The 23,693-nt window shown below is 69.2% G+C and carries 23 protein-coding genes and 3 pseudogenes; 8 read left to right on the top strand and 18 right to left on the bottom strand.

Translation table 11 applies throughout. The annotated features are described in order from the left end of the window. Window positions 1–524: 524 nt before the first annotated feature. From ACFYMM_RS25135 to ACFYMM_RS25100, 8 genes and pseudogenes are all read right to left on the bottom strand, one after another. On the bottom strand, window positions 525–1,499 hold the full coding sequence (locus tag ACFYMM_RS25135; RefSeq protein ID WP_388390229.1) for a DUF4915 domain-containing protein: 975 nt from the start codon (window positions 1,497–1,499) through the stop codon (window positions 525–527). Then, on the bottom strand, window positions 1,496–2,332 hold the full coding sequence (locus ACFYMM_RS25130) for a sulfotransferase family protein (protein WP_388390226.1): 837 nt from the start codon (window positions 2,330–2,332) through the stop codon (window positions 1,496–1,498). Before ACFYMM_RS25130 ends, ACFYMM_RS25135 begins: the two co-directional genes overlap by 4 nt. Next, window positions 2,329–3,390 carry a glycosyltransferase gene (locus ACFYMM_RS25125; RefSeq protein WP_388390224.1) on the bottom strand — a complete coding sequence of 354 codons (1,062 nt, stop codon included), beginning with the start codon at window positions 3,388–3,390 and terminating at the stop codon, window positions 2,329–2,331. Before ACFYMM_RS25125 ends, ACFYMM_RS25130 begins: the two co-directional genes overlap by 4 nt. Next, on the bottom strand, window positions 3,387–5,657 hold the full coding sequence (locus ACFYMM_RS25120) for a glycosyltransferase family 4 protein (RefSeq protein WP_388390222.1): 2,271 nt from the start codon (window positions 5,655–5,657) through the stop codon (window positions 3,387–3,389). Before ACFYMM_RS25120 ends, ACFYMM_RS25125 begins: the two co-directional genes overlap by 4 nt. Further along, on the bottom strand, window positions 5,654–6,394 hold the full coding sequence (locus ACFYMM_RS25115; protein WP_388390220.1) for a hypothetical protein: 741 nt from the start codon (window positions 6,392–6,394) through the stop codon (window positions 5,654–5,656). Before ACFYMM_RS25115 ends, ACFYMM_RS25120 begins: the two co-directional genes overlap by 4 nt. A gap of 11 nt (window positions 6,395–6,405) precedes the next feature. After that, on the bottom strand, window positions 6,406–8,430 hold the full coding sequence (locus ACFYMM_RS25110; RefSeq protein WP_388390218.1) for a glycosyltransferase: 2,025 nt from the start codon (window positions 8,428–8,430) through the stop codon (window positions 6,406–6,408). Window positions 8,431–9,056: 626 nt separating this feature from the next. After that, on the bottom strand, window positions 9,057–9,254 hold the full coding sequence (locus tag ACFYMM_RS25105) for a hypothetical protein (RefSeq protein WP_388390216.1): 198 nt from the start codon (window positions 9,252–9,254) through the stop codon (window positions 9,057–9,059). A 95-nt stretch (window positions 9,255–9,349) separates the two neighbouring features. Next, window positions 9,350–9,445, bottom strand: a pseudogene (locus ACFYMM_RS25100) (transposase); the annotation flags it as partial. 48 nt (window positions 9,446–9,493) lie between these two features. Here ACFYMM_RS25100 and ACFYMM_RS25095 point away from each other — a divergent pair. Then, the gene (locus ACFYMM_RS25095) at window positions 9,494–9,964 is read left to right on the top strand and encodes an HIT family protein (RefSeq protein ID WP_388390214.1); all 471 of its coding nucleotides are present in this window, start codon (window positions 9,494–9,496) and stop codon (window positions 9,962–9,964) included. A gap of 73 nt (window positions 9,965–10,037) precedes the next feature. On the opposite strand, the gene ACFYMM_RS25090 is transcribed toward ACFYMM_RS25095, so the two are convergent. Next, a complete protein-coding gene (locus ACFYMM_RS25090) occupies window positions 10,038–10,484 on the bottom strand; it encodes a DUF6233 domain-containing protein (protein WP_388390212.1) in 447 nt (148 codons plus the stop codon). Between the two features lie 110 nt (window positions 10,485–10,594). Further along, window positions 10,595–11,143: a hypothetical protein gene (locus ACFYMM_RS25085; protein ID WP_388390210.1), complete on the bottom strand. Its 549-nt coding sequence runs from the start codon at window positions 11,141–11,143 to the stop codon at window positions 10,595–10,597. A gap of 242 nt (window positions 11,144–11,385) precedes the next feature. On the opposite strand from ACFYMM_RS25085, the gene ACFYMM_RS25080 reads away from it, so the two are divergent. Together ACFYMM_RS25080 and ACFYMM_RS25075 are read left to right on the top strand one after the other, a co-directional pair. Further along, the gene (locus ACFYMM_RS25080; RefSeq protein ID WP_388390208.1) at window positions 11,386–11,955 is read left to right on the top strand and encodes a DUF6417 family protein; all 570 of its coding nucleotides are present in this window, start codon (window positions 11,386–11,388) and stop codon (window positions 11,953–11,955) included. A gap of 382 nt (window positions 11,956–12,337) precedes the next feature. After that, window positions 12,338–12,460, top strand: a pseudogene (locus tag ACFYMM_RS25075) (Ku protein); the annotation flags it as partial. Window positions 12,461–12,648: 188 nt separating this feature from the next. Here ACFYMM_RS25075 and ACFYMM_RS25070 read toward each other — a convergent pair. Next, window positions 12,649–13,089 carry an MBL fold metallo-hydrolase gene (locus ACFYMM_RS25070; protein ID WP_388390206.1) on the bottom strand — a complete coding sequence of 147 codons (441 nt, stop codon included), beginning with the start codon at window positions 13,087–13,089 and terminating at the stop codon, window positions 12,649–12,651. Window positions 13,090–13,116: 27 nt separating this feature from the next. Continuing rightward, window positions 13,117–13,740 carry a TetR/AcrR family transcriptional regulator gene (locus ACFYMM_RS25065; RefSeq protein WP_388390204.1) on the bottom strand — a complete coding sequence of 208 codons (624 nt, stop codon included), beginning with the start codon at window positions 13,738–13,740 and terminating at the stop codon, window positions 13,117–13,119. Between the two features lie 294 nt (window positions 13,741–14,034). Between ACFYMM_RS25065 and ACFYMM_RS25060 the strand changes: the two genes are divergently transcribed. Further along, on the top strand, window positions 14,035–14,976 hold the full coding sequence (locus tag ACFYMM_RS25060; RefSeq protein ID WP_388390202.1) for an alpha/beta fold hydrolase: 942 nt from the start codon (window positions 14,035–14,037) through the stop codon (window positions 14,974–14,976). Window positions 14,977–15,020: 44 nt separating this feature from the next. Here the strand turns inward: ACFYMM_RS25060 and ACFYMM_RS25055 are convergent, their stop codons facing one another. Together ACFYMM_RS25055 and ACFYMM_RS25050 are read right to left on the bottom strand one after the other, a co-directional pair. Then, a complete protein-coding gene (locus ACFYMM_RS25055; RefSeq protein WP_388390200.1) occupies window positions 15,021–15,359 on the bottom strand; it encodes a hypothetical protein in 339 nt (112 codons plus the stop codon). Window positions 15,360–15,480: 121 nt separating this feature from the next. Further along, a pseudogene (locus ACFYMM_RS25050) lies at window positions 15,481–15,753 on the bottom strand (TetR family transcriptional regulator C-terminal domain-containing protein); the annotation flags it as partial. 592 nt (window positions 15,754–16,345) lie between these two features. On the opposite strand from ACFYMM_RS25050, the gene ACFYMM_RS25045 reads away from it, so the two are divergent. The 3 genes from ACFYMM_RS25045 (at window position 16,346) to ACFYMM_RS25035 (ending at window position 20,338) form a co-directional block, all read left to right on the top strand. Continuing rightward, complete coding sequence (locus ACFYMM_RS25045; RefSeq protein ID WP_388390198.1) at window positions 16,346–17,362, top strand: NAD(P)/FAD-dependent oxidoreductase; 1,017 nt, start codon at window positions 16,346–16,348, stop codon at window positions 17,360–17,362. Window positions 17,363–17,615: 253 nt separating this feature from the next. Further along, complete coding sequence (locus ACFYMM_RS25040) at window positions 17,616–18,623, top strand: NAD(P)H-binding protein (RefSeq protein WP_388390195.1); 1,008 nt, start codon at window positions 17,616–17,618, stop codon at window positions 18,621–18,623. A gap of 83 nt (window positions 18,624–18,706) precedes the next feature. Beyond that, entirely contained in the window at window positions 18,707–20,338 is a 1,632-nt protein-coding gene (locus ACFYMM_RS25035; RefSeq protein ID WP_388390193.1) for an MFS transporter, read from the top strand. Here the strand turns inward: ACFYMM_RS25035 and ACFYMM_RS25030 are convergent. From ACFYMM_RS25030 to ACFYMM_RS25015, 4 genes are all read right to left on the bottom strand, one after another. After that, on the bottom strand, window positions 20,335–20,577 hold the full coding sequence (locus tag ACFYMM_RS25030) for a hypothetical protein (protein WP_388390191.1): 243 nt from the start codon (window positions 20,575–20,577) through the stop codon (window positions 20,335–20,337). The two genes, ACFYMM_RS25035 and ACFYMM_RS25030, sit on opposite strands and share 4 nt — an antisense overlap. 447 nt (window positions 20,578–21,024) lie before the next feature. Next, a complete protein-coding gene (locus ACFYMM_RS25025) occupies window positions 21,025–21,405 on the bottom strand; it encodes a hypothetical protein (RefSeq protein WP_388390189.1) in 381 nt (126 codons plus the stop codon). Window positions 21,406–21,528: 123 nt separating this feature from the next. Continuing rightward, window positions 21,529–22,374, bottom strand: coding sequence for a hypothetical protein (locus ACFYMM_RS25020; RefSeq protein ID WP_388390187.1), 846 nt, complete (start codon window positions 22,372–22,374; stop codon window positions 21,529–21,531). 59 nt (window positions 22,375–22,433) lie between these two features. Next, entirely contained in the window at window positions 22,434–22,859 is a 426-nt protein-coding gene (locus ACFYMM_RS25015; RefSeq protein WP_388390185.1) for a hypothetical protein, read from the bottom strand. On the opposite strand from ACFYMM_RS25015, the gene ACFYMM_RS25010 reads away from it, so the two are divergent. Next, the gene (locus tag ACFYMM_RS25010) at window positions 22,834–23,607 is read left to right on the top strand and encodes a hypothetical protein (RefSeq protein ID WP_388390183.1); all 774 of its coding nucleotides are present in this window, start codon (window positions 22,834–22,836) and stop codon (window positions 23,605–23,607) included. The genes ACFYMM_RS25015 and ACFYMM_RS25010 overlap by 26 nt on opposite strands. The last annotated feature ends 86 nt before the right edge of the window (window positions 23,608–23,693 follow it).

Genomic DNA, 23,693 nt, shown 5'->3' with positions numbered 1-23,693 from the left:
TGAGCTGCGCCCGGACGTCGGCGCCGACGCCGTTCCAGATGTCCGTGACGTGGTTGTGCACTCCTTTCCGCCAACATCTGCTTCAGGGCGCCGACCGCATCCTCGACACAACCTGGCAGAGATGGCATCCCCGCGGCATTGTCTAGGGTTCGGGGGTCCCGATCATGCTGTGCTCCCGTCGGTGCGATAGTCGGTCGGGGCCAGCGGACTGGCTAGGCCGACGCCACACGCGGCTGCCGGTGCCCAGTCAAAGCGTGCACAAAACTTCGAGAGGCGGCATGCTGGCGTACACCCGAAACGATCAGTCAGCGGGCGCAGTGCGGGCCGTTTCACTCCAATCGACCAGCAGCGGTCGCCCCGACAGAGCCCCGGTGACGCCCCTGGCTTACGCATCCGCCCGAGAGCCTCGTGGTGTGCGAGCGCCTGGACGCCGCACCGCTGTTGGGGGAGGGCGTCTGGAACGGCTCGGTGGAGCGGGGCCGGACCGCAGGACGGTCTGGTGCGAGCTGCGCAAGTGAACGGGCTCACGTGGCGCGCCAGTGCCCGGGGCAGGGTGATGGCGGCGGATCCAGTATCAACAGGTCGTACACCTCGCGGGCCAGCCACGTCAGCGTCGTCTGCCAGGTCGGCTGCCAGGTCGCCGGGTCCAGGGCGACAATTGTGCACTCTCCCGACGGATCCCCCGTGTCCCGGGGATTGCCCAGCCTTCCTGGCCGGCTGCGGGAGTGGCGCCGTCCCACGCTGGTGCCCACGTAGACCGCCGAGTCGTGCCGGCACAAGCCCCGGGTGTAGCCGGGCAGCGCCGTGCACAGGGTCTCGCGCAGGGTGCGCACGGTGCGGTCGCGGGACTCGCACAGGAGAAGGTCAGGGCCGTCGACGAGCAGCGAGTGGGGGTGGACCAAGTCGCTGGCGACAACCGGCCCGGGAGCGCCGTCGAGGGCGCCGACCGTCCGGACGAAACCCCGGTGGGCGGTGCTCCAGGTACGGCCGTCCCTCCGGCCGAACCCCGAGACGAGCAGGGCGTCGCCGTGGCGGGTCAGTGCGTTGAGGTGCAGATGGTCCCCGTCGGACCCCAGCGGGTCGGCCCGCCAGTGCATGTGCTCGTCGACCACGTGACCCTCGTGGAGGGTCAGCGCGACGAGGGCGTCGGTTCCGGTGGAGACCGCGACCAGGCCGCCGTCCACCACGGCCAGGGAGTGGACGTCGAAGGCCAGCCGGAACCGGTACCGCGCGTGCGGTCGCAGTGCGGCTCTGTCGAAGATGAGCAGTTCGGAGTAGGCGGTGTTGTTCGGCGGTCTGCCGAGCCGCCCCGGCACCTGCGCCGCCGCGTACACGAAGCGCTCGTCGGCCGCGAGCCCTGTTATCCCGCCGATGCCGGGCAGGGTGCTAGCCGGTACGAGCGGGGTGCCTTCCCCCGACGCGGACAGCAGGGCCAGCGGGGGATCGTCGTCCCCGGCAAGGTTGCAGAAGCTGATCAGCAGTGTCCCCTCCGGAGTCATCGCGCGATGCCGTGGAGGGTGAGGAGCTGGGCCGCGTACTGGTCGAAGATGCGTTGCTGGGCTGCCGACCAGGTGTGCCAGCCGTTCTGGTCGGCGGCGGTCCGGCCGCGGTCACTGGCCTGGTAGCTGGAGTTGATGCGGTGGGTCGACAGCCATTGCGCGGGTCCCGGCTCGTACGGCAGGCCGAGGAAGCGCAGCAGCATCGCGAACTCGGCTTCGGGCCGCGCGGTCAGGTCTTCGCTGACCACCGTTCGCGCGCGCCCGGGGAATCGCGAGCAGAACTCGAGCCCCGCCCGCACGCTGCTTGCCCAGGTCAGGCAGGCTTCGTTGAAGTCGGTCGCCCACAGAGGGAGTTCTACGCCTTCGCCGTCATGAGCGTCGGGCCTCTTCCCGAAGTTGATCATCGAGTCGACCACGCGTCTGCCGTCCCTGATGATGTGGATGAAATGCGCGGTCGGGAACATGTCCGCCAGGATGTCGGCGATGAAGACGTAGGGCGGCGTGTGGTCGATCCACCGGCGGCCGTCGGTCCGGCTGCGGAACAGCGCGTCGATACCGGCTCCGAGGCTCCGCAGGAACTCTTCTCTGGTGACACCCTGCATCGCCAGCCAGTGCTGGCCGGGCGACCGGTAGGCCCGGTCGTATACCCAGTCGACCCTGTCGTGGCCGAACAGCTCGGCCAGGAAGCGTGATTCTCCCGAGGTCCACAGCGCCGTGTGCGTGGCGAGTGCGTAGGCCAGCGCGTTCGTGCTCGACCTGGGGCTGCCGACGATGAAGACGGGTGCCGTGGCCGTGGCCGGGTCGGGCGCGGGCCACTCGGTCGGTCCGTTCATCTGGCCGCTTCCTCGGCGCGTCGCGGCGGGGCGGCGGCCGGCCGCGGGCGGGTCGGTCCGGGCCGGCCCTGTGTGGACATGGTCTGCGGCGGGGCATAGTGGCTCGGGCGGATGTCCTCGGCGCGTGTCATGGCGGCCCGGAAACACCAGCCGTAGAGCCTGTAGAGCTCGTCCACCGCCGTCCGGGGATGGTGTGGATCGATGTGCGGGCCCAGGCGGGCCTCCAGAGCGCGTGCGGCGGCCGTCCGGTCCGCGAAGAGCCGGCTTCGGGCGGCCCGGCGGTCCGGGTCCGCGTGCACGACGCAGTAGTCCTGGATGACGGGGTCCTGTGGGTATGCGGCGGCCAGGGCACGACGAGCCCGGCCGTGGCGACTGCAGCGGTCCAGGAACCCGTCCAGCGTGACCGGTCTGGCGGTGAACTGGCGGGCGGAACTTCGGTACGCGACGCGCAGGCCGTAACGGTCCAGCCGCCACCCCAGCTCGATGTCCTCCAGGCCGACGTCGAAGGCGGAGCGGAACAAAGCCCGGCTCACCAGCAGACCGCGTTTGCAGGAGAGACGCCCGGCCCAGAAGTGGCGGAAATCGTACCGGGCCCCGTCGGTCATGTGCCCGTAGTCGTAGAGTAGACCGTCGACCTCGGTCACGTAGTGCATGAGATGGGAGACGGGCAGCTGGGGCGCCCAGCCGGTGTGGCCGAGCACGGCGACGGTCTCCTCCGGGTGCTCGCGGTGCCCGGCGAGGTGCTCGGCGAGCAGGTCCGGGGCCGCCACGTCGTCGTCGTCGAAGAAGAGCACGATGGGCGCTCGTGCCAGGAAGAGACCGAGGTTCTTGGCCGCCGATGTCCCTGCGTGTACGGTCCGGTAGTACCGCAGCGGAAATGTGTGGTCGGCTCCGGCGCACACCAGTGCCGTGTCGTCGGTCGAGCCGTCGTCCACGACGATCACCTCGTAGGCGTCGTGGCCCAGCGTCTGCCGCGCGAAGCTGTCGAGGCAGCCGCGCAGCAGCGCTGCCCTGTCGAAGGTCGGGACGACCACGCTGATCGCTGGCCCGGGGCTCATGCCTGCGGCTCCGAGGCGATCACGTCGAGGACCCTGAGACAGTCCGCCAGGGGCCGATGCGGGTGGGCGGCGAGCAGGTGCTGACGGTCCCGTTCGGCGTCCTGCCACCGATAGTGCGTGGTGGGCCTGCGCATCCCGTGCTCGACGGGGACGTCGTCAACGATCCCCAGCTTCAGCCCGGCGTCGGTCAGCCGCCGCGACCAGACCTCCTCGAGCCCCCAGCCCATGGGCGACTCCGAGGGAAGGGGCAGCAGGTGCGGGAATGCCGACCGGTCCATGCTGACCATTGGGCCCGACTCCACGAACAGTGTCTGTCTGGCCAGCACGCCGGGCTGGCGCTGCACGATCGGATGGTCGATGTAGGAGGACTCTGTCCGGGCCGGCTGGGCGAGACTGAAACCGCACCGGGACTGCAGTTCCAGGAACCTGTCGAGGAACCCGGCCGGAAGCGTCATGTCGTCGTCGCAGACCACCAGGTGGTCGTAGGCGTCGAGATCGATGTCCCGTAGCAGCCGGGCGATCAGGACACACTTGGGCACCATCTCCTCGACGGTGAGACCGATCGCCGAGTCGGGTATGCCGTCCGGGATCCGGCCTATGGCGGCCCACCGCTGCTCCACCACGTGTTCGCGGGCCACGGCCAGTTCGGCGTGCGTCGCGGCGGCGTTGTTGGGGACTTCGGCGAGTACGACTCCGACCACCAACACCCGTCTCCGAGTGTTCGTCGGGCTTGGCCGGACGGATACCGGCCCTCGTCGGCTGAGTACCGTGCGGATCGCCGTGGCGAAGGATTCGGCGGCCACGTCGAGGTCGTGTTCGCGCGTCACCGCCCGGCGGCCCGCCTCGGCCAGTCGCCGCCACAGCTCGGGCTCGCGCAGCAGCCGGGCGGTCGCGGCGGCGAAATCGTCCGGGCCGTCGGCTACGAGAAGTTCGGCAGCGTCGTGGACCGGCAGCCCCTCGATGCCGACCGTAGAAGAGACGGCGGGGGTTCCGGCCAGGAGCGCCTGGATGAGTTTGCGCTTGGTGCCCGCGCCGAAGCGCAGCGGCAGCACCGCGACCCTGGCCCGGTGCAGGTACGGTACGACCGAGGGGACCCAGCCGACCAACTCGCCGTGGGGTATGCGGGCGACCGTGGCGGCGACTCGCTCGTCCGCTCCGTTGCCCACCACCAGCAGCGGATGCTCGGCCAACAACTCGCGGTCGAGCCTGGGCACGATCTCGTCGGCCAGGTAGTCGAGACCGTCGATGTTGGGCCGGTGCCAGAAGTTGGCCAGGAAGATGATCCCGCGCCGGTCCGCGAACCGGGCAGGGCCTGGCTGGGCGGCCTCTCCGTCGGGCGCCACGAACACGTTCGACGACTGTTCCGGCAGCGACGCCCGCAGCCGTGCGGCCTCCGCCTGTGACACCGTCAGGACCGCGTCGGCGGCGGCGTAGACGGCGAGTTCGGCGGCGCGGTCGCGCCGCCGCTGGTCCGGGTCGTCCTCCTCGGGACTGAGACGGGCGCGCCTGGCCAGGCGGAGGAACTCCAGATCGACGCTGTCCACGACCACCGGCATGTCGGGCGCGTACGCACGCAGCACGGGAAGCAGACGTTCGGCCAGATGCCAGAACGCCACCACGGCCACGTCGAAGCGGCCGGAGGCGAGCATCCGCGGCCAGCCTTCCTCCGCCGTGGTGCGGAGTACGACGCCACGTCGGCGGAGCAGGTCGGCGTAGCGCTGCTGGCCTTGGGTGGAGTCGGTCAGGAAGGTCACCTGGACCCCGGTATCGGTGAACAGCCTCAGGAAGTCCTGCATCCGTCTGCTGCCGCTCTGCCGGTCGAAGTCGGGCAGCTGGGGCGCGCACAGCAGTACCCGCCGCGCCCCGGTGACTGGTGTCGGGCAGGGCCTCGGCGGTGTGCGGGGCGGTGTCGCGGACCAGACGGGAATCAGCCCGGTCGGCCCGTGGACGAGCACGAACCGTCTGGCGACTCTGCGGGCCTCCTCTAGGCGCCCCAGGTCACCCGCGGCCATGACGACCGTGTCGATCGTATGGTCTAGGTACGGCAGGTGGAGTCCGGTGCCGTGCGGGGCGAAGACGGGGTACTCGGGCAACAGGGCGGCCAGGCCGGCGCCGGTGTGCCAGTCGAGGATCGCCGGACCGTCCTCCTCAGGTGCCCCCAGCAGCCGCCGCAGCCGCGCCGCGGTGTCGTAGGGACGTACCGGCTGTACGGAGGACGACGGTGCGGCGGGGGGAGGTCGCCGGGGCGTCGGCCCAGGGGTCGTCATGAATCGCCCTGCCGTCGCCGCTCTACGGCGGCCTCGAGGGCGGCCCGCCAATCCGCGTCGGACACCTGCTCGGCGAGGAGTCTGCGCAGTTCGGGAAGGTCGTCGGGCGGCTGCGCGTATCCGGCGGCCAGATGCCGCTCGACCACGGGGCGGTAGCGCTGAGCGAGCCGCAGCAGTTCCAGTTGGCGGGCGTAGCGGGCCGAGTGCGCCTGGTTGGCCGCGACGGCGTCGAGGTAGCGTCGGCGCAGCGCGGGATCCTGGACGTGCTCCGCGGCGACGCCCGCCGGCAGTACGTCCTCGGGTACGGCCACGTTGATCGCGGGCACGTCACCGAGGTCGAAGTCCGGGTCGCGTTCCTGGTCGAGACGGGCCAGTCCGCGCAGCCAACGGGTGGCCAACTCGCGCCGGTCGTCGCGCCAGCGTGTTTGGTCGCCGGAAGGCGTGGGCGCGACCGGGACGAGGTGTTCGAGCAGCGGGAGCTCAAGTTCCACCGGCAGCTCGACGGGGCCGTGCAAGGCGAGTCCGGCGTACTTGCGGACGAGCCGGTCCTGGCGCTCCCAGTCGCCGTGCTCGTAGGAATTGAGCCGTCCGCAGAGCTCCAGGACGAACCGCGGGTGGCCCGCCGGATCGTCGGACCGCAGTGTCCGTTCGAGCGCGTCCGCGGTCCTCTCCAGCACATCCAAGTCCGGACGATGGCCCAGCGCGTCCAGGTGGTCCAGCGCGTCGTTGTGGTCCATGTCGCCCCCGATCAGAAGTTGGTGGTCGGGTCGGCGGGCACCCGGGAGAACGGCCCCGCGCCCTTCTTCTCAATGGTCGCGCGTCCCGTGGAGTCCGCGGTCATGTGGTGGTTCGCCGTGGTGAACTGCGTAGCCGGGGTCGTGCCGGTCAGCCCGAACAGCCACGGGATAGCCCAGAGGAAGTCTCCGGCGGAGAACGGCGTCCCAAGGTTCCCGGAGTTGACCGTGTCGGTGCCATTGACCTTCGACCCCTTGGCGGCGTCGCCGGTGCCGATGGTGACAATCCCGCCGAGGGGATGCACGATGCCGTTGAGACCGGCCAGATACCCGGAACCCACGCCCGCGACCGTACCCTCCCGCATCACGGCCTGTGCGAAGGACACATCGGTGGGGCGCATGAAGATCTCGCCCAGGAAACCGACCGACCAGGTACCCGTGGTGTGCTTGATGCCGGTCCCGGGTTTCTGCGCCATCAGCGCGTCACTCGGGGCGACGACGGTGATCGTCCTGGTGGCCGCGGTGGCACCGGCTGCCGGGCCGCCCACCACTTTGAGCGCCAGGGTCACCGAGCCCGGCGTACCCGCGGCGGTGAAGACGCCGATCCCGTCGTTGCCGGCGGTCCCGGTGAGCGTCCCGCCGCCGCTGGTGATGGACCAGCGCAGCCCGCCCAGCTGGGCTGCGCTGGCGCCGGGCACGGTCCGGAAGGACAGGTCGATGATCTCGCCGATACCGAAGCGGGTCGTGCTGCGGCCCGTGAAGTTGTCATGAGGGGTGAGCACGGGGGTGACGGCCACTACGGTCGCCGTGGCCGAGGCACTCGACGCGCCGCAGCTCGCCGTCACCTGCTTGGCGCCGGCTGTGGTCCACTTGGGGGCGAAGCTCGCGCCGTTCCCGGATGCCGGCGTGCCAGGAGGCGCGGTCGTCCAGCTGACGGATGCGACGCTCTGGCCCTGTGCGGTGAACCGCACGGCGGCCCCGACCGGCACGGTGACCGTGCCCGGGGTGACGCCGGAGACCGAGCACGGCGGCGGCGAGGGGCTCGGGCCGGCAGCGAGGGGGAAGGACAACGCCTCGGCGGGGGCGCCTCCCAGGCGCGGCCAGTCCAGACCGAAGCGACGCGCGTACCAGATCTCGTCCCTGACCCGCCGTGCGTGCAGGTAGCCGCGCTCCTGCTCCGCACTGGCGCGCTGCTCCCCGAAGAGCTGCCAGGACCGCGCCCACAGACCTTCCGGATGTTCCTCCAGCGACTCGTTCTCACGCAGCCGCCTGGCCTCCAGCCAGTCGCCGAAAGCGGCATGACCGTAATTCTTGAACGCTGTCCTTATCTGGTTGTGCAGCAGGTGATCCGGCTGCACGTCATAGTCGTCGAAGGCGTCCCTGAAGCGATGTCCGACGACCGCTTCCTGGTCGTGCAGGATCCGATGACCGAGTAGCCAGCACTTGATGCTCAGGTCGAGATCCTCGACGCCCCAGCTCAACATGCGAGGATCGAACCCATAGAGCCGTGCGTACAATTTCCTGTCGACCGCGAGAGCGCATCCGATCAGCGCGGGTGATTCATGGAGCCGGAGTCCCGATTCGCGTACAACGCGCAGCTCTTCGAGGCCAAGCCATCCGCAGTCAAGGGTCAACAGGTCGACGAAGTAGCCATTTCCTGAACGCGAATGGTCGAGTTCCCACCGCTCCTCGTCCAGGGCCATGATCCGGGGTGTCACCACGGCGGAGCCCGACAGCAGTTCGACCACCGAAACCAGCCGTTCGATGCTGCCCTGCAGGGGTTTCGTGTGGCCGTCGAGGAACACCAGAACGTCGCCGCGCGCCTCCCGAGCCCCCCGGTCCTTGGCCGCGGAGACCCCGACGCGATGCTCGTTGCGGACTGTACGAATCTGCGGAAAAAGCTCTTCCGCGGTGATGACACAACCGTCCGTCGACGCGTCATCCACCACCACAATCTCGTAATCGAGATCGCTGATGCTCTCGATGCAGGCCGCCAGTGAACGCGTCAACCGCTGTCCCTCGTTGTGCGCAGCGAACACGACACTTACCTGCATGTGTGACCCCTCATGGTGCGCACGTCGGTCGGTCGCAATCTGAGCCTAAGGTCAACGCCGGTGAACTGCCACCGTGGCTACTGCCGATGAGCTACGCGGGATTACAGAAATCAAAACGCCGGCTCGATGCTTAGTTTTCAGGGGGACGTCGACGGCGGAGAGGTCGGGGCGGGCACGGTGCAGGCTTGCAGGGTGGCGCCACCGGCCGGAGGGCATCGGGGGCGACGTCGACGCCGACTTCCACCACCAGCTCCGGTTCCACCAGCGTGACGTCCAGCGTCTCCCGGCCGCCCCAGCCCGCGGAGAACGACCAGCCCGTCCATGGGTGACCGTGCCGCGGCGGGGCGAGTAGCCCGACGACCCCGCTGCTTGCTGTCTGGGCGAAAGTGGTGGTGCGGCCGACGTACTGAAGGCGGCCGCAGTCAGTGGGATGAATTTGGTGAGCTTTGGGTTTGCTGATCCGGCCTTGCCTCCGCCCTCGCTGGACAACGTGCTGGACTGGTGGCCAAGGAGACCGGGGAGTGGGGTACGAGCTGGAGCAGGCCGTGAAGAAGGCGGTCCGGCGTGCCGAGGAAGATCCGGCGGAGTAACCGACCGCGCCGATCCTCCGGTCACGGTCGCTCCGGCCAGGTCAGGAGCGTCTGACCGGTCTCCATGTAGGTGAGGATGATGCGTGTGCCGGGCAGTGCGCCGCGCTCACCGATCCAGGTGGAGAACTGCCGGCACGCGGTCTTCTCACTACCCCACCATCCCTGCATCATCAACCGGCCGCCTGCGGTCGGGGTGAGGTGGTAGTGCTCGGGGTTCACAGCAGCCCTCCGGCGAACATGCGGTCGCGGCACGCGTCCTGCCGGCGCAGGAGAGGCTCCGGCGAGTCGGGACGGAGGCGGCGACGGCCGGTGAGGCAGATGATCGCAATGCGCACGTCCGCCGGGTGCAGCGAGCGCAGGTAGCGGCAGAACTCCAGGAACTTGGACCGGTTCTTGGTCTTCTTGATGTGGTCGGCGGCACTCGTTCCCTGCTGCCGCAGTGCCTTAGCCTCTGGTCCGTGGCCAGGACTTGGGCGGATTCGTGGGAAGTGGAATGGGTGGGGGAGGGGTGCGCCAAGTGTGCGCAGGGCCGCCCGGACGAGGACGAGTGGGGCGTCCGCTGGTACGCCGATTCGTTCGCCGACGCGTACCTGCTGAAGCGGCCCGCGAGCCCGGGGTACAGCGTGGTGGTGTTCCGGGGTCGGCACGTGCCCGATCCCGCGCTGTTCACCGACGCGGAGGTCACGGGCTACTGGTCCGCGGTTCGGACCGTCGGCGCCGCGATTCATCGCGTCTACGCGCCCGCGCAGATCAACTACCAGTGCATGAACAACTCCGTGGCCCACGTGCACACCCACGTCCTGCCGCGCTACCTGGACGACTCAGGACCGCGCACCATGCTCCCGGACCAGGCATTCACCGGCGCCCGGTCGCTCGCCCCGGCCGAGCTGCTGGCACAGCTGGCCCGCCTGAAGGCAGCACTGCGGTAGCGTCCCGCGAACAGGCCGTCGATGAGCCGCCTCCGCTCGCTCAGGAATGGGGCAAGGGCTCCCTGACGCGGCACTAGTCACCGGTGTCCAGCTTCTTCCCTGGCCCACAGAACTCGCAGGCCGCGAGGATGCCGAGAGGGTCACGGAGCCCGAGACGGATCTGATCCGGGGTGATCCGTGACGTCTCGCGCTGGGGCATGGTGCAGTCCGCGAGGTGGTAGAGCGCGGGCGCAGGATGCTTCGGGTGCTTCTTCGGCTCGATGACGTATCCGGTCCGCTGGGGTGCGCTGGAGGCAGACCCGTTGGCCGGAGCCGGAGCCGGAGCCGGAGCCGGAGCCGCACGCCGCGGTCGGGATGGCCGCTGCGGCGCGGCTCGTCTCTCGGCGGCAGCGAGGGCTATGCGGGCCGCGTCACGCTGGAGCAGCAGGTAGATACCGACGGTTTCGTTGCCGGCGAGCTGCTCGTCGAGATACCGCAGGATCGCGCGGAGACGCGCAAGGTCAGGCGGCAGCTCGGTCATGAGTTCGATTTTTATGTGCAGCGGCGACCGCAGCAAACCGGGGCCACTACTGTCCTCTGACAGGTGATCTTGACCGGTTGCCAAGCGAGTTTGACCGGTCGAAGAGGTTTCTAGTGGCCGGAGTCTGCTGGACGGGCCTGTGCCCACTGCTCTTCGAAGTCGCTCCGGCTGATCTCCTGACCCACCAGCGCCGGGTCGAAGAGGTCCACCACTGGCGGATTGAACGGCCAGTCGTCGGGACCACTGCGCAGAACAGCCCCGCTCTGCGGCAGTTCCACCTGGCGGATCCGACGCCCGTCGGAGCCCACCTCCATCAGGTAGTCGACCGGTTCATCGCCCTCCTCGTCCCAGCGGCGACGCAGGTACACGACGTTCCTGTCCGCGAATACACCGAAGCCCTCCCGCCCGCGCTGCGCGTCGCGCTCGGCTCGCAGCTCGTCCAGGCCCGCAGGCATCCGGAGCGCGTCGATGTCGGCTTCCTCTAGGTCCTCCGTCTCGAACCGGGCCACGGTCTCCGGGTCGGCGACCACCTCGACCCAGGCGAACGCTTCGCGCACCTCCCGCGCCGACCGCGCACGGACCCACCACCACGAGCCACCCATGCCGTAGTCGTGCAATACGAGAAAGCGGCGCTTGTGCGCGACGTCTTTGCCAGCCATGGAAGCCGAGCCTAACGAGGCGTGCAGCACGGGCCGCGGGATCGGTCAAACTCGCGTGGCAATCGGTCAAGATCACTTGGCGAAGGACAACTACGCGTTGTCCTGGCACAGCGAACCTCAGCTTGTGCCACCTGCTCGCCGGGCACGGTCCGGTGATCTTGCGGGTGTTTTCGCACGCTCACACAGGCCGGGCTTCTACCGTCGGTTCTCCGGTGTCGGCGATACATGGGCTGGGGTGGGGGATGCGGGGCAGGACTGCCTGGCTCGAGGGACTGCGGGCGCTGCGTGAGCGGGAGCGAGAAGCGCCCAGGGCTGGGTACCGCCGGGCGGTTTCCTCCCGCAGCATCAGCAGGCGGTGGAGGCGGCGGCCAGGCCCGGGCTTGCGGAACTGGCTGACCGGGAGATGCGGGCGGAGCTGTCCGCGTACGAGCAGCGGCCGATCCTGTGGGCAGCCCGCCTCACCCCTTCCGGTCACGACGTGCTCACCTACACCGACGCCAGCCCGGCCCCGCGCCGCAGCACGAGCCGGGGGAGGGCGAGAGGCCGGTCGAACTGCGCCCGGCGCAGATGGACGCGCTGCGCGTGTACGTAAGGATCGCAGCGCTGCTGCGGGTGCCGCCGGCCGAGGGCCTGGAGGGGCGGGTGCGCACCGCGTTTTCGACCGGCCCGGCAACCGCTGGTCACTGTGCCTGAACGCGGCGCAGACCGGGTCCGTGGCGTATGCCTTCTACCTGCGCTCGATGGCCGGCTCGGTGGCGGAGGTCAACCAGTTCGCGCGGGACTACGGCGTCGTCTTCCCAGTGAGTCCCTGAGGCATCGGCTGCGCACTACTGCACCGGTGCAAGCGGCGGCACGAGAGACATGGAGTGATGGACCCTAGCCGGGCGGCGCCCAATCGTCCGGCCCGGCGCCCTGCCACTCCACCCAGGCCGCCGCCCGCCAGGTCCTCGAGATCCAGGTCTTCGGAACCGGGTCCACGCAGGAATTCGGCGATGTCGAGCATCGTGTAGGCCATGCCCACGAACCGGCTGTCGACGCGGACCCGCCTGCCACCGTTCTGGGCCGGCGGTAGACGACGGTCTGTGGCGTGTCGGTCACCTGTTCAGGGTGCGGCGCGGGCCGGGAGCGAGCGGGCGGGGCGCCGGAGCCGTTCGTAGGCTGGTGGTGCTCGGGGCAAGCAGGGAGCTTTTGCTGATGCCCCGCACCGTATGGTCCGGCGCCATTTCTTTCGGACTGGTCACCGTTCCGGTCAACGTGCAGAGCGCGACCGAAGATCACAGCATCCACTTCCGTCAATATCATCTTGAGGACATGGGTTCTCTTGGGCAGCACCCGTAGCGCGAGGCAGACTCATTCGGTTTTGCGCAGTTCAGCGTCGGTTTGATGGACGCTAGCAGGTGCAACATGTGTGGTGGTATCGCCGTTTCAGGTGAAGCCCGGAGCACCGACGGCGGACGGGCATCAGCTCCTGGACGGTCTGCCCCGTCGTCGCGGCGCCTTCTCTGTCAAGTCCAGCGCGTTGAGCCAGCGTTTCGCCGTCGGCGCCTGCGCACGCTGCGCGCCCCGGACGCGCCGGAGCTGAACGAAGACGACGACGGTGTCCAGGAATGACCTTGGGCTGCTCCGGCGGAGCGGCGAACAAGATACAGATCACCGAGCGTGCAGGCCGGGCACCTCCTCCCGGCGCAGCAGCCGGGGTCGCGGCGGGTGTTCGCGTCGGCCTCAGGGGTGTCGGCGGCGATGGCGGAGCCCTGGGCATGGAGGAGGGCGTTGCCGCCGACGTGGTCGGAGTGCCAGTGGGTGTTGACGACCAGGTCGACGTTTCCGGCGTGTGTGCGGGCAGAGGCGGCGGTTTCGTCGGCGTGGCCGACGAACCGGTGTCGACCAGGGCCGGTTGCCGGCCGGGCAGCAGGAGGGTGTTGGCGCCGGGGAAGGGGCGCTGCCACCACGCAACGAGGTCGGCCGCGCCTTTGTCAGCGGTGGCGGGGGCGAGGCAGCAGGGCGAACGCGCTTTCCGCGATCGAGGTCAGGCGGTCGGGGCTGTGGCCGTACGCGCCTACGACATCGGTCCCGCGGATGATGGTCAGCAGGAGGTAGGCGAGGTCGTCGGGGTCCGCGTCGGGGTCGATGTCGCCGTTGCGCTGGGCCGCTCGCACGCACTCGGCCACCGCCGTGCGGACTACGGAGAAGCAGTCGTTGGCCAGGCGTTGCACCTCGGGGTCGGAGGCGCCGATCTCCAGGGCCATCTTGGCGGCGAAGCAGGCTGCGGCCGTCCGGTCGGGGGCGGGGGGTACGTCGGCGGCGAGTGGCACCCCGTGGACGGCGCGGAGCAGGTACGCGTGCAGTCGTTCCAGGGCGCCCTCGTCCGGTCCGGCGAGCATCTTCCGCGGACCCTGCCCCAGTCGGGCGAAGTAGCCGGCCATCGCCTGCAGCAGCACGCCGTGTTTGCCGTCGAACGCGGCGTAGAGGCTGCCGCGGCCCAGGCCGGTGGCGGCGCTGATGTCGTCGACGCTCGTGCCGTTGTAGCCCGAGGTGCGGAACTGCCGCTCGGCGGCATGCAGGACGTGGTCGGGGTCGAAGCTTCGTGGTCTGGCCATACATAGAAGGTAAAGCCGTCCTGCCCTTCTTGACAAGTCAGTACAGAACCGCCTAGGTTCCTGACTGTTCAGTACACAATGGCCCTGAGCTCGCCGGACAGCTTGGTCCGGGTTTGTAGGACCGCGACGCCGCGATGGCGGCTTGGACGTTGAACTCGTGACGTTCAGGGCGTCGCACGCAGCTCGGCGCAAGAACGAGCCAGCCGATGAAGGCTGCTTCAGAACCAAATGCTTCGGAGGACCTCATGACCGCGGTCAGTGCGTACAACACCGCACAGGAAGGCACGATGTCCCGTGATTGCTGCTGACGAGACGTTCGGCGGCACGTGGCCGTATCCCGCCCTTTTCAACGAGGCGGCCGGCTTCCGTCAGCATTATGTCGACGAGGGCCCCGAGTGGCCCGGTCAGACGATCGTCATGCTGCACGGTGAGCCCACGTGGGGCTACGAGTGGCGCCACCTGATCGGGCCGCTGTCACGTCACCATCGGGTGGTCGTTCCCGACCACATGGGCTTCGGCAAGAGCGAGACGCCCCAGGATCGCACGTACGACGCGAGCGAACACATCCTGAATCTCGAATCGTTGCTCGTCGACACGCTCGACCTCACGGACATCACCCTGGTGGTCCGTGACTGGGGCGGCCCCATCGGCGCCGGGTTCGCATTGCGTAATCCCGGCCGGATCTCCCGGATCTTCGCGGTGAACACCGTGCTGCCTCTCGCCGAGGGCATCGGCGATCTGATGATGGCCAACGGCGCCGAGAGCCGGTGGTTCCGGTGGGCCCAGTCGGCGCTCGCGGACGGTTCGTTCGAGCAGATCCTCGGACAGGCGGGTCACACCATCGCCCAGCTGATGATCGACCTGCAACATGTCGCCCGACCGGAGATCGCCACGCCGACCTGGATCCGCGCGTACTCCAGCCCCTTTTCGCCCCCGGCTGAGCGCCGCGGTGTCATCGCGTTCCCCCGGCAGGTCCTGGAGGGCCCGCAGGGCCCGCCGCCCGGCCCGCCGCCCATGGAAGCCGTCGCCGCGCTGCGCGCCGTGCCGGCAATGCTGGCGGTCGGGATGCGGGACACCGCATTGTTGCCCCAGTACGTGATCCCGTCGTTCCATCTGGCCTACCCCGACGCACCCGTGGTCGAGATCCCGGGCGCCGGCCACTTCCCGACCGAGGACGCTCCCGAGACGCTGCTGGCACTGCTGGAGCTGTTCCTGCAGACGTCCGCGCGCACCTGAAGGCCGAACGGCCAGCTCCGCGGGTGTGTGGGTGGCCGGGAGGGTCATGTACCGGAGAAATAGGCTGCTATCTGGTGCAAGTCGTCCGGGCTGATTAGGAAGTACGCGTCGGCCCGTCGCACGGTCGTGAGCAGCGCCTGGGCCAGGGCGCGGTGGGTCGGCTCGGCCAGCGCGCCGTCCTTGAAGGTGACGCCTGCCGCGGCGGTGACGGCCTGTACGGCGGCGGCCGGCCAGTCCGGGTGGATCGGGTCACCGGAGTACTGCATGAGCCGGGTCGCGCAGCGGCCGATCCCGTCGAGGATCCGGTCCCAGGCCTCGTAGTCGCGGCCACCGGTCGCGGCGTAGCGCGCATGCGGTGGAGCAACTCGACAGGATGCGGGCACAGCTTCGCCAGCCGCCCAGATGACCGTCCGGCGGCGCGTGAACCTGCGGGCCGTGCCTCGGCAGCGTAGATGTAGGTCGACCGCATCAGGTGCCTGTGCGACGAGGCCGGCTGTGTCCTTGTCAGGGGTGACGGGGGCGGGGCAGCAGGGCGAACGCGCTTTCCGCGATCGAGGTCAGGCGGTCGGGGCTGTGGCCGTACGCGCCTACGACATCGGTCCCGCGGATGATGGTCAGCAGGAGGTAGGCGAGGTCGTCGGGGTCCGCGTCGGGGTCGATGTCGCCGTTGCGCTGGGCCGCTCGCACGCACTCGGCCACCGCCGTGCGGACTACGGAGAAGCAGTCGTTGGCCAGGCGTTTCACCTCGGGGTCGGAGGTGCCGATCTCCAGGGCCGTCTTGGCGGCGAAGCCATCGAGCGGTTCGCGCTGCTGCTCGGCGGCATGCTCACCGAATGGGCGTCGTGGCGGTGGGTGATGTACGTGAACGTCGCCTTCGCGGCCCCGGCCCTGATCGGTGCCTTGCTGCTGGCCAAGCCCGTGATCACCTAGAAGCCCAAACTCAACATTCCGGGCATCGTCATGGTGGGCGAGGGCTGACCTGTCGCACTTGACAACTCGGTACAGAACCGCCTAGGTTTCTGACTGTTCAGTACACAACGTCCTGAGCTCACCGGACAGGATGTGTGTACGCCTGGCGCGATTGAGGGCAACGCATGCCTTTGAGCTCCTCCGCGCCGCCCGGCGTTGCGACGCCTTCCAGGCCGGCAAGGCACGGTCTGATCCTCGCGATCCTGACGACGGCGAGTTTTCATCGCCGTACTGGATCTGGACATCACGGACGTCCCAAGCAAATCGGGGCCGGATTCTCCACAACAGCCCAAGACGGTCGCCGACCACTTCCTGGGCCTTCTGAACAACTGACCCCCTCCGACCACCCAGAACTCGAAGGGCTGACCGAACCATGACTGACAAGGAAAGGCAGGAGGCCATGGCTGTGACGACTCCTCCGTACGCGAGCGACGCACTGGCCGAGGGGACCGTCGACGCGGTGGTGATCGGCGGGGGCGCCGCGGGGCTGAACGGCGCACTGATCCTCGCCCGCTCCCGCCGCTCGGTCGTCGTGATCGACAGCGGCTCCCCGCGCAACGCGCCCGCCGAGGCCGTGCACGGCCTCCTCGCCCTGGACGGCACCCCGCCGTCCGAGATCCTTCGACGGGGCCGGGAGCAGGTACGCCAGTACGGCGGACGCGTCGTATTCGGCAAGGTTGTCTCCGCCGAGCCCGCCGCCCCGTCGGCGGACGGGGACCTGCGGTTCACCGTCACCCTGGCCGACGGCCGCAGCATCACCGCCCGCCGCATCCTGGTGGCCACCGGCCTCACGGATGTGCTGCCACAGGTGCCCGGGCTCGCCGAGCACTGGGGGCACAGTGTGGTGCACTGCCCGTACTGCCACGGCTGGGAGGTGCGCGACGAGCCCATCGGCATCCTCGCCACCGGCCCCGCCTCCATCGGCCACGCGTATCTGTTCCGTCAGCTGACCGAGGACCTGACCTACTTCACCCACGGCACCGACCTGGACGAGGACAGCCGCGCCCGCTTCGCCGCCCGCGGCATCCGCGTCATCGACACCCCGGTCACCGAGGTCGTCAACGACGAGGACGGTGCCCTCGCCGGGGTGCGCCTGGCCGACGGCCAGGTCGTGGCCCGCCGTGTCGTTGCGGTCGCCGCGCCGATGCAGGCCCGCACCCAGGGTCTGGAAGGTCTGGGCCTGCCGGTGCAGGACCTGCCGAAGGGCCGCGGTTTCGCCTCCGGCGCGGTCGGCACCACCGAGGTGCCGGGTGTGTGGGTGGCCGGCAACGTCACCGATCTGGTCGCCCAGGTCGGGGCCTCCGCGGCGGCCGGCGCACTGGCCGGCGCCGACATCAACAGCGCGCTGGCCACCGCGGACGCCGACTCGGCCCTCCAGGGGATCGCCGAGGCAAGCCCCAAAGCGGCCACACGATGATCTCGAAGCCCTGAGATCTCAGCCCGTCACCCGCTCGCCTCATCTTCGGCGGCGAGGAAACCGACCTGTTTCCCCGTCTGGAAACTGATCAGTTTCCAGACGGTTCTCAGTCATGCCCAGCAGGCGTGCAGCAGGAGCGTCCCACCGAGGTCAACGCCCCCTTCTCGACCTCCTCGCCCGCCTCGACGACTCCACATCCTCGGCTTCCTGAACGGCCGACCGACCCGCCCCCCATCAGATGAAGGACACAACAATGACGGAACGCAACCCCATTCTGATCACCGGCGCCGGCGGTCAAGTCGGTGGCGTGAGCAGGGTGATGGTCGACATGCTGCTCGAACAGGGCCACCCGGTGCGCGCGTTCGTGCGACGGGACGACGAACGCGCGCAGTCGCTGCGCGAGGCCGGGGCCGAGGTCTTCGTCGGCGACCTGCTCAAACTCGCGGACGTGGCCGCCGCGCTGCAGGGTGTCAAGCGCATCTACTTCAGCATGAGCGCGGCGCCGTACTACGCCGATGCCCTCACCTTGATGGCCGCGGCGGCGCGAGCCCAGGGCGACATCGAGGCCTTCGTGCACCTGTCCAACTACGAGCAGTCGTACATGACGCTCGAGAAGATGACCACGCCGGATGAGGAGCGGCGTTCTTGGCTCGGCGGACTGGTCACGGACTGGTCACCGCAGCAGCGGGCGCACTGGGTCTGCGAGCGGGTGCTGGACTGGTCCGGCCTCCCGACCGTCAACGTGCGTGCGACCATGTTCGCCGAGTCCCCCCACTTGACCTGGATGCTACTGGGCTCGCTGGGCAACGGTGAACTGCGCCTGCCCTACGGCAACCAGCGGCTCGCGCCCATCGCCGTTCACGACCTGGCAGAGGCGTGCGTGAAGATACTGGTCGACCCCGCACCGCACATCTCGAAGTCCTACGCGCTCACCGGCCCGGAGCTGAAGGACATGTACGGGTTCGCTGAGGACTACGCAGCCGCGCTGGGACGCCAGGTCACCTACATCCCTGAGGAAGTGGAGGCCTGGAACGAGGCCTTCATAGACGAGACCCTCCTGCAGGAGGCCCTGGGCGATCCGGCTGCGGCCCGGCACGTGGCGGCGCACCTGAGGATCCAGGCCAGGCTGGTCGCCGGCGGACGGTACGACGTCCTCTCCGACCAACTGGAAACCCTGCTCGGGCGCCCGCCGCGGACCATGCGGTGGGCGCTGCAGAACAATACGCGCCTGCGTGAACTGGCGGGTGCTCCGAGCCACTGAGCGCTCCGGAGCAGAACATGACGCCACGAGATGGGCAATTCGGAGCTTCCGCTCGCTTGCCCCGTCCTTCTTAGGAGCTACTGATGCCCTTCCTTGCACATACCCCCGTGGAGAAGATGACCGGGCCGTACGCGCGGCGCTGGTGGGCGCTGCTCGTGCTGTGCCTGAGCCTGCTGATCACGGTGATGGCGAACACGTCGCTGATCGTCGCCGCCCCCGACATGACCACCGACCTGGGCCTGAGCAGCAGTGATCTGCAGTGGGTCGTCGACTCCTACACCGTTCCGTACGCGGCGCTGATGCTGGTGCTGGGCGCGATCGGCGACAAGTACAGCCGACGCGGCGCGCTGGTGCTGGGTCTGCTGATCTTCGCCGGCGGTTCGGTGATGGGGAGCATGGTCGACGAGACCTCGCTGGTCATCGTGGCCCGCGCGATCATGGGTGTCGGTGCCGCGGTCGTGATGCCGGCCACGCTGTCCCTGGTGGTCGCGACCTTCCCCCGGAGCGAGCGGGCCAAGGCCATCACCGCCTGGGCCGCGACCTCCGGGGTGGCGGTAGCCGTCGGCCCGCTGGTCTCCGGCTGGCTGCTTGAGGACCACGCCTGGGGCTCGACCTTCCTGATCAACGTGCCGATCGCCGTCCTCGCCGTGTTCGGCGCGCTCGCCCTGGTACCGCCGTCCAAGGCGGAGGGCATGGGCCGGATCGACTACGCCGGTGGTCTGCTGTCGATCGTCACCGTCGGCTCCCTGATCTACGCCGCCATCGAGGGCCCGCACTCCGGCTGGGGCGCCGGCCCCGTCACCGCCGCCGTGATCGCCGGTGTCGGTCTGGTCGCCTTCGTCGCCTGGGAGCTGCGGCACCCGCACCCGATGCTGGACGTCCGAAAGTTCGCGCTGCGGCCCTTCACCGGCTCGATGCTCGCGGTGATGTTCTTCTTCTTCGGCATGTTCGCCGTGATCTACTACTCGACGCAGTTCCTGCAGTTCGTCCTCGGCTACGGCGCCCTGGAAACGGGTGTACGGCTGCTGCCGCTGGGCGGTGCGGTGTTCCTCGGGTCCGCGGTGACCGGGGTGCTCGCCCCGAAGCTGGGGGTGAGGGTGATGGCCGTGACCGGCCTGGCCATCGGCACGGCGGGCATGTTCCTGCTCACCCAGATCGACAAGGGGTCGACGTACGGGGACTTCCTGGCGCCGCTGATGATGCTGGGCCTCGCGCTCGGACTGGCCATCTCCCCGGCGACCGACACGATCATGGGCTCCTTCCCCGAGTCCGAGCTGGGCGTCGGCGGCGGTGTCAACGACACCGCGCTGGAGCTGGGCGGGGCGCTGGGCATCGCGGTGCTGGGCTCGCTGCTGGGAACGGCCTACCGGGACGAGCTGACCGACCTTGTGGGCAACCGGCTCCCGGCGCAGGCGATGGAGACCGCCAAGGACTCGGTCGGCGCCGGCCTGGCCGTCGCGGAGCGGGTCGCGCAGGATCCCTCCGCCGGGCCCCAGCAGGCCCAGGCCGCCGTGGACGCCGTCCACCAGGCCTTCGCCCACGGCGTCGCCCAGACCAGCCTCATCGGCGGGATCACCATGGCCGCCGGAACACTGATCGTCCTCGCGGTCCTGCCGGGCCGGCGCTGGTTCGTGACGAAGAGCGCCGAGCCGGGGGCCGGGACGACGGCGAGCGAGGCGGCCACTGTGCGGGAGCACACCGGGTCCACCCGCTAGATCACCGGCGGAGCGTCCACTGGATCGCCGGGGACGCGTCCGCCGGAGCGACGAGCACCGCCTCCGCCGGATCGCCCGCCAGGCTTCTTGGGCCACACGGCCGCGATGCGGCGGTGGCCCGCCACCGGGACCGTGGGCAGGGCCACGGTTTCGGGCGGGACGCCGGTGAGGGCGACGGTGGGGACCGCGGCCGCGCCGAGGCCCGCCCGGATCAGGGGCAGTACGCCTACACCCAGCACCGGGCGGTCACCGACAGCGACGTCGGCCGGGAATACTGGCTGTGCACCCGCGCCGACTCGCGACCGCAGTCCGGACACGCCACCGTCAATTCGCGGGTACGAGCAGCGATGCGGACCGTGCCGCCCGCCGCCCACACCTGTTCCACCCGCGCCGTGTCCAGGTGCGGAGACACAGTTCGTACGAGGTCGTCACACTCGCTGACACTGCCGCCATCTGTGACGGAGTGTCACCGGCGCGCGCGGTGGCAATCCCGGCTTCACGAAAATCTTGCCAGGACCAGAAAACTCCGTACGCCGACACCTCGTAATGAAGAACGTCGTCCAGGACAGACCGTTGCCCGAATAGCCGCACCCCCGATCGCTTGCCGCCCTTCCTGTCGGAAAAGATGGCGGCCGCTGCGTCCGATGAACCCGGACATTTCGACTTCCTCCCGCAAGCGTTGGAGGTCACTCGCGCTGGTTTAAGGCGCGGGTCAGCTCGCGGTTGGCCGCTCGGGCAACCTCCAGTTCGTCGTCGCGTTCATCGAGCTGACCTTGGATGTCGGCCAGGTGCTGTTCCAGCATGGTGATGCGTTGCTGAAGTTGGTCGGTGTCGGCTGGCGCCCCCAAGCCCGACTCGGCCCACGCAGCCTCGCCCAGGGCCTGGGAGAGGCGCTTCTCCAACTGCCGGACCCGCGTGGCAAGGCGTTTGTTCCGCTCCAGCGCGTTGGCCAGGTCGGCCTGCGGGGAGGCCCGGCTGACGGCTGCGATCCTCCCCTCCTGGGGAGAGGCGGCCGCGTGGATCCGTTGGAGCAGGTCGCGGTGCCGGTAGAGGAAGGTGCGGTCCACCCGCGCCGTGCGGGCGAGAGCCGAAACGGTGATGTCGGTCGCTTCGCAGCATTGCGTCGAGGGCCTTGAGAACGCGCTCCCGGCGCCGGGCCGAGTCGGCCCGGCGCCCGTCGCTCATGTTGGTCATGCTGTTCTGCCAGGGTGGAACTCGGGGATGGGCGGTCCGACGCGAGGCATCCCGAGGGCGACGGCTTGCCGTCGGCTGCGGCGGAGGACGGTGGTGGCTTCCTTGATCTGCCTGTGGTCCTCGTCGGTGAGGCTGTCGAGGTCTTCTCGGACGCGCCGGACAAGGCGACGGACTCGGGTGATCTCCTCGTCGGAGGGTATGGCCTCCGCTTTTGCCCAGTTGTCGGCGGAGCTGAATGCGGCCAGGCGTTCCCGGTTTCGCAGCAGGTCGGCGAGGTATGCCTCCAGATCGGGGAGGTAGGAGGCGTCGGTGCGGAAGTGGTCGCAGCCGACGCAGCGGAATCGGACAGGGCAGGCGTGTCCGCCGGCCGCGACATTGGACGGCTCAACGCAGACGCCGAAAGGTGCCTGGACTTCGCCGACGGCGCGGCGGGCGTACTCGTCGTCCAGCAGTTCCTTGGCCTGCCGCCAGATGCGGTTGCCGTGGCGGTCAAACTGCCGTGCCGAGACGCGGTCAACGGCCGCGCGTTTGCGCTGCTCACTGACCCGGTAGTAACGCTGAGTAGTGGCCAGTTGGCGATGGTCCATCAGACTCTGGAGGACGTCGGGCTGGATGCCCTGGTCAGCGTGCCGCTGGCAGTAGGTGTGCCGGTAGGCGTAGGGGAAGATGTTGGATTTGTCGAAGGGCAGCATCTTGGTGATCTGCTGCCCGTTGATCTCGACGCGGGTGGGGACCAGGAACTCGGGCAGCGACTGGATCCATTCGCGGTGGCGGCCGGACAGCCAGCCGGCCCCGATCGGTTTGCGGCCGTGGGGGTTGCCTACCCGTGTCGGCAGGAGCATCAGCTCAGCGGTGGGAGTCCGGGGGAAGTCGGAGCGGACCAACTCCTGCTGCCTGGTGATCACTCCCGCGGTGGCCTGGGAGATCGCAGTCGCCGTCCTTTGCGGCCGGACTTGTAGTTGTCGTAGGTCAGGACGTTCGGGCCAGTGGTGTCCTGCTGAAGGCAATCCCACCGCAGTTGGCAGATCTCCGTGGGCCGCCGGCCGGTGTCGATCAGCAGCTCTGTGGCCACCAGGTTCTCGTTGCCGTTCCGCTTCGTGCCGGCGAGAGAGGGCAGGTGCTCGCAGATTTGCCGCATGACCTCGGAGGGGAGGTCTTTGCCTGCTTCGGAGTCCTCGGGGTCGTCAGGGATGTCCTCGGCCAGGAGGGCGAAGTCGTCCGGCAGGCCGTGCAGCGGCTCGCCGGGCCGGGTCAGCCCCAGAGACCGCATCCGGGCCAGATTGCTGCGTACATAGCGGCTGATGACCACTGTTCTGCGCTCCGACATGACGCACATGCCGTTCCAGCGCGTACTGGTCGAATGCCTGCACGACCAGGAAGTCCACAGGCATCACCCACGACTTCTTCGACTTCGACCATGCGTTGTTCTCGTTCTGACGCCGGACGACATGCACATGAGCGCCTTCGACGTGGCAGCCCAGCGACCGCGAGTCCGCCAGCAGGTGAGGATCACGGCGACGAAGGCCAGCGACCTGCCCAGGGCGCAGTCCGACGCGGGAAAGCAGGAGCATGATCAGCCGGTCGCGCGCCCAGCGGCACGCGAGGAACATCGCAATGACCTCTTCATCGCTGGCTCGGTCGACCTCGGTCTCGGGTTCCTGAAGCCGATGGTGGGCTCGCAGGCGGTGGCGCATCACGCTGCTCTCACCACGGGCCGCCAAGGGCAGGTCGTGGCCGTCACTCAGTTCGTAGATCTGCTCCAACACCGAGGCCGGCGCTGCCCTGTTGATGACCGTGTGGACCAGGAACATCCGCACGGCTGTGAGCACTTTGTTGATCCGCGTGTCCCCGCGGACCGGCTTGCTCCCGGGCCCGGGCACCACGACCTGACGCTGGCCGGCGTTGCCGGGCGTCCACCTCAACCAGAGGATGAACAGCCCCATCTCGCGAGCCGCCGTCCGCCAGTCCCGCTCTGTCCTCACACAGCAGCGCAAGAACAAGGCAAGACCCTCGGCGTACGCCTTCGTCGTCAGCTCCGCCCGCCCTCGAGGAAAGGCGCGCACTTGTACCCCTAGTCCACGAGTCGATCGCAACGATCCACCGCAGAGCTACACCCCCGGAGAACCTGTCCTACGACCTCAACGAGGAGGTGCCGTACGAC

Origin of the sequence: Streptomyces sp. NPDC006739, from assembly GCF_042869815.1 — a bacterium.
In the GTDB taxonomy this organism is placed as follows: Bacteria; Actinomycetota; Actinomycetes; order Streptomycetales; family Streptomycetaceae; genus Streptomyces.
This window is presented reverse-complemented; position numbering and strand designations above follow the sequence as displayed.

What these genes read in the sequence shown, in the direction of transcription:
- ACFYMM_RS25135 (WP_388390229.1), bottom strand. Translation starts at nt 1,499, where the DNA reads ATGACTCCGGAGGGGACACTGCTGATCAGCTTCTGCAACCTTGCCGGG.
- ACFYMM_RS25130 (WP_388390226.1), bottom strand. Translation starts at nt 2,332, where the DNA reads ATGAACGGACCGACCGAGTGGCCCGCGCCCGACCCGGCCACGGCCACG.
- ACFYMM_RS25125 (WP_388390224.1), bottom strand. Translation starts at nt 3,390, where the DNA reads ATGAGCCCCGGGCCAGCGATCAGCGTGGTCGTCCCGACCTTCGACAGG.
- ACFYMM_RS25120 (WP_388390222.1), bottom strand. Translation starts at nt 5,657, where the DNA reads ATGACGACCCCTGGGCCGACGCCCCGGCGACCTCCCCCCGCCGCACCG.
- ACFYMM_RS25115 (WP_388390220.1), bottom strand. Translation starts at nt 6,394, where the DNA reads ATGGACCACAACGACGCGCTGGACCACCTGGACGCGCTGGGCCATCGT.
- ACFYMM_RS25090 (WP_388390212.1), bottom strand. Translation starts at nt 10,484, where the DNA reads ATGACCGAGCTGCCGCCTGACCTTGCGCGTCTCCGCGCGATCCTGCGG.
- ACFYMM_RS25085 (WP_388390210.1), bottom strand. Translation starts at nt 11,143, where the DNA reads ATGGCTGGCAAAGACGTCGCGCACAAGCGCCGCTTTCTCGTATTGCAC.
- ACFYMM_RS25080 (WP_388390208.1), top strand. Translation starts at nt 11,386, where the DNA reads ATGCGGGGCAGGACTGCCTGGCTCGAGGGACTGCGGGCGCTGCGTGAG.
- ACFYMM_RS25065 (WP_388390204.1), bottom strand. Translation starts at nt 13,740, where the DNA reads ATGGCCAGACCACGAAGCTTCGACCCCGACCACGTCCTGCATGCCGCC.
- ACFYMM_RS25045 (WP_388390198.1), top strand. Translation starts at nt 16,346, where the DNA reads ATGGCTGTGACGACTCCTCCGTACGCGAGCGACGCACTGGCCGAGGGG.
- ACFYMM_RS25040 (WP_388390195.1), top strand. Translation starts at nt 17,616, where the DNA reads ATGACGGAACGCAACCCCATTCTGATCACCGGCGCCGGCGGTCAAGTC.
- ACFYMM_RS25035 (WP_388390193.1), top strand. Translation starts at nt 18,707, where the DNA reads ATGCCCTTCCTTGCACATACCCCCGTGGAGAAGATGACCGGGCCGTAC.
- ACFYMM_RS25020 (WP_388390187.1), bottom strand. Translation starts at nt 22,374, where the DNA reads ATGCTCCTGCCGACACGGGTAGGCAACCCCCACGGCCGCAAACCGATC.
- ACFYMM_RS25010 (WP_388390183.1), top strand. Translation starts at nt 22,834, where the DNA reads ATGACCACTGTTCTGCGCTCCGACATGACGCACATGCCGTTCCAGCGC.
- ACFYMM_RS25015 (WP_388390185.1), bottom strand. Translation starts at nt 22,859, where the DNA reads ATGTCGGAGCGCAGAACAGTGGTCATCAGCCGCTATGTACGCAGCAAT.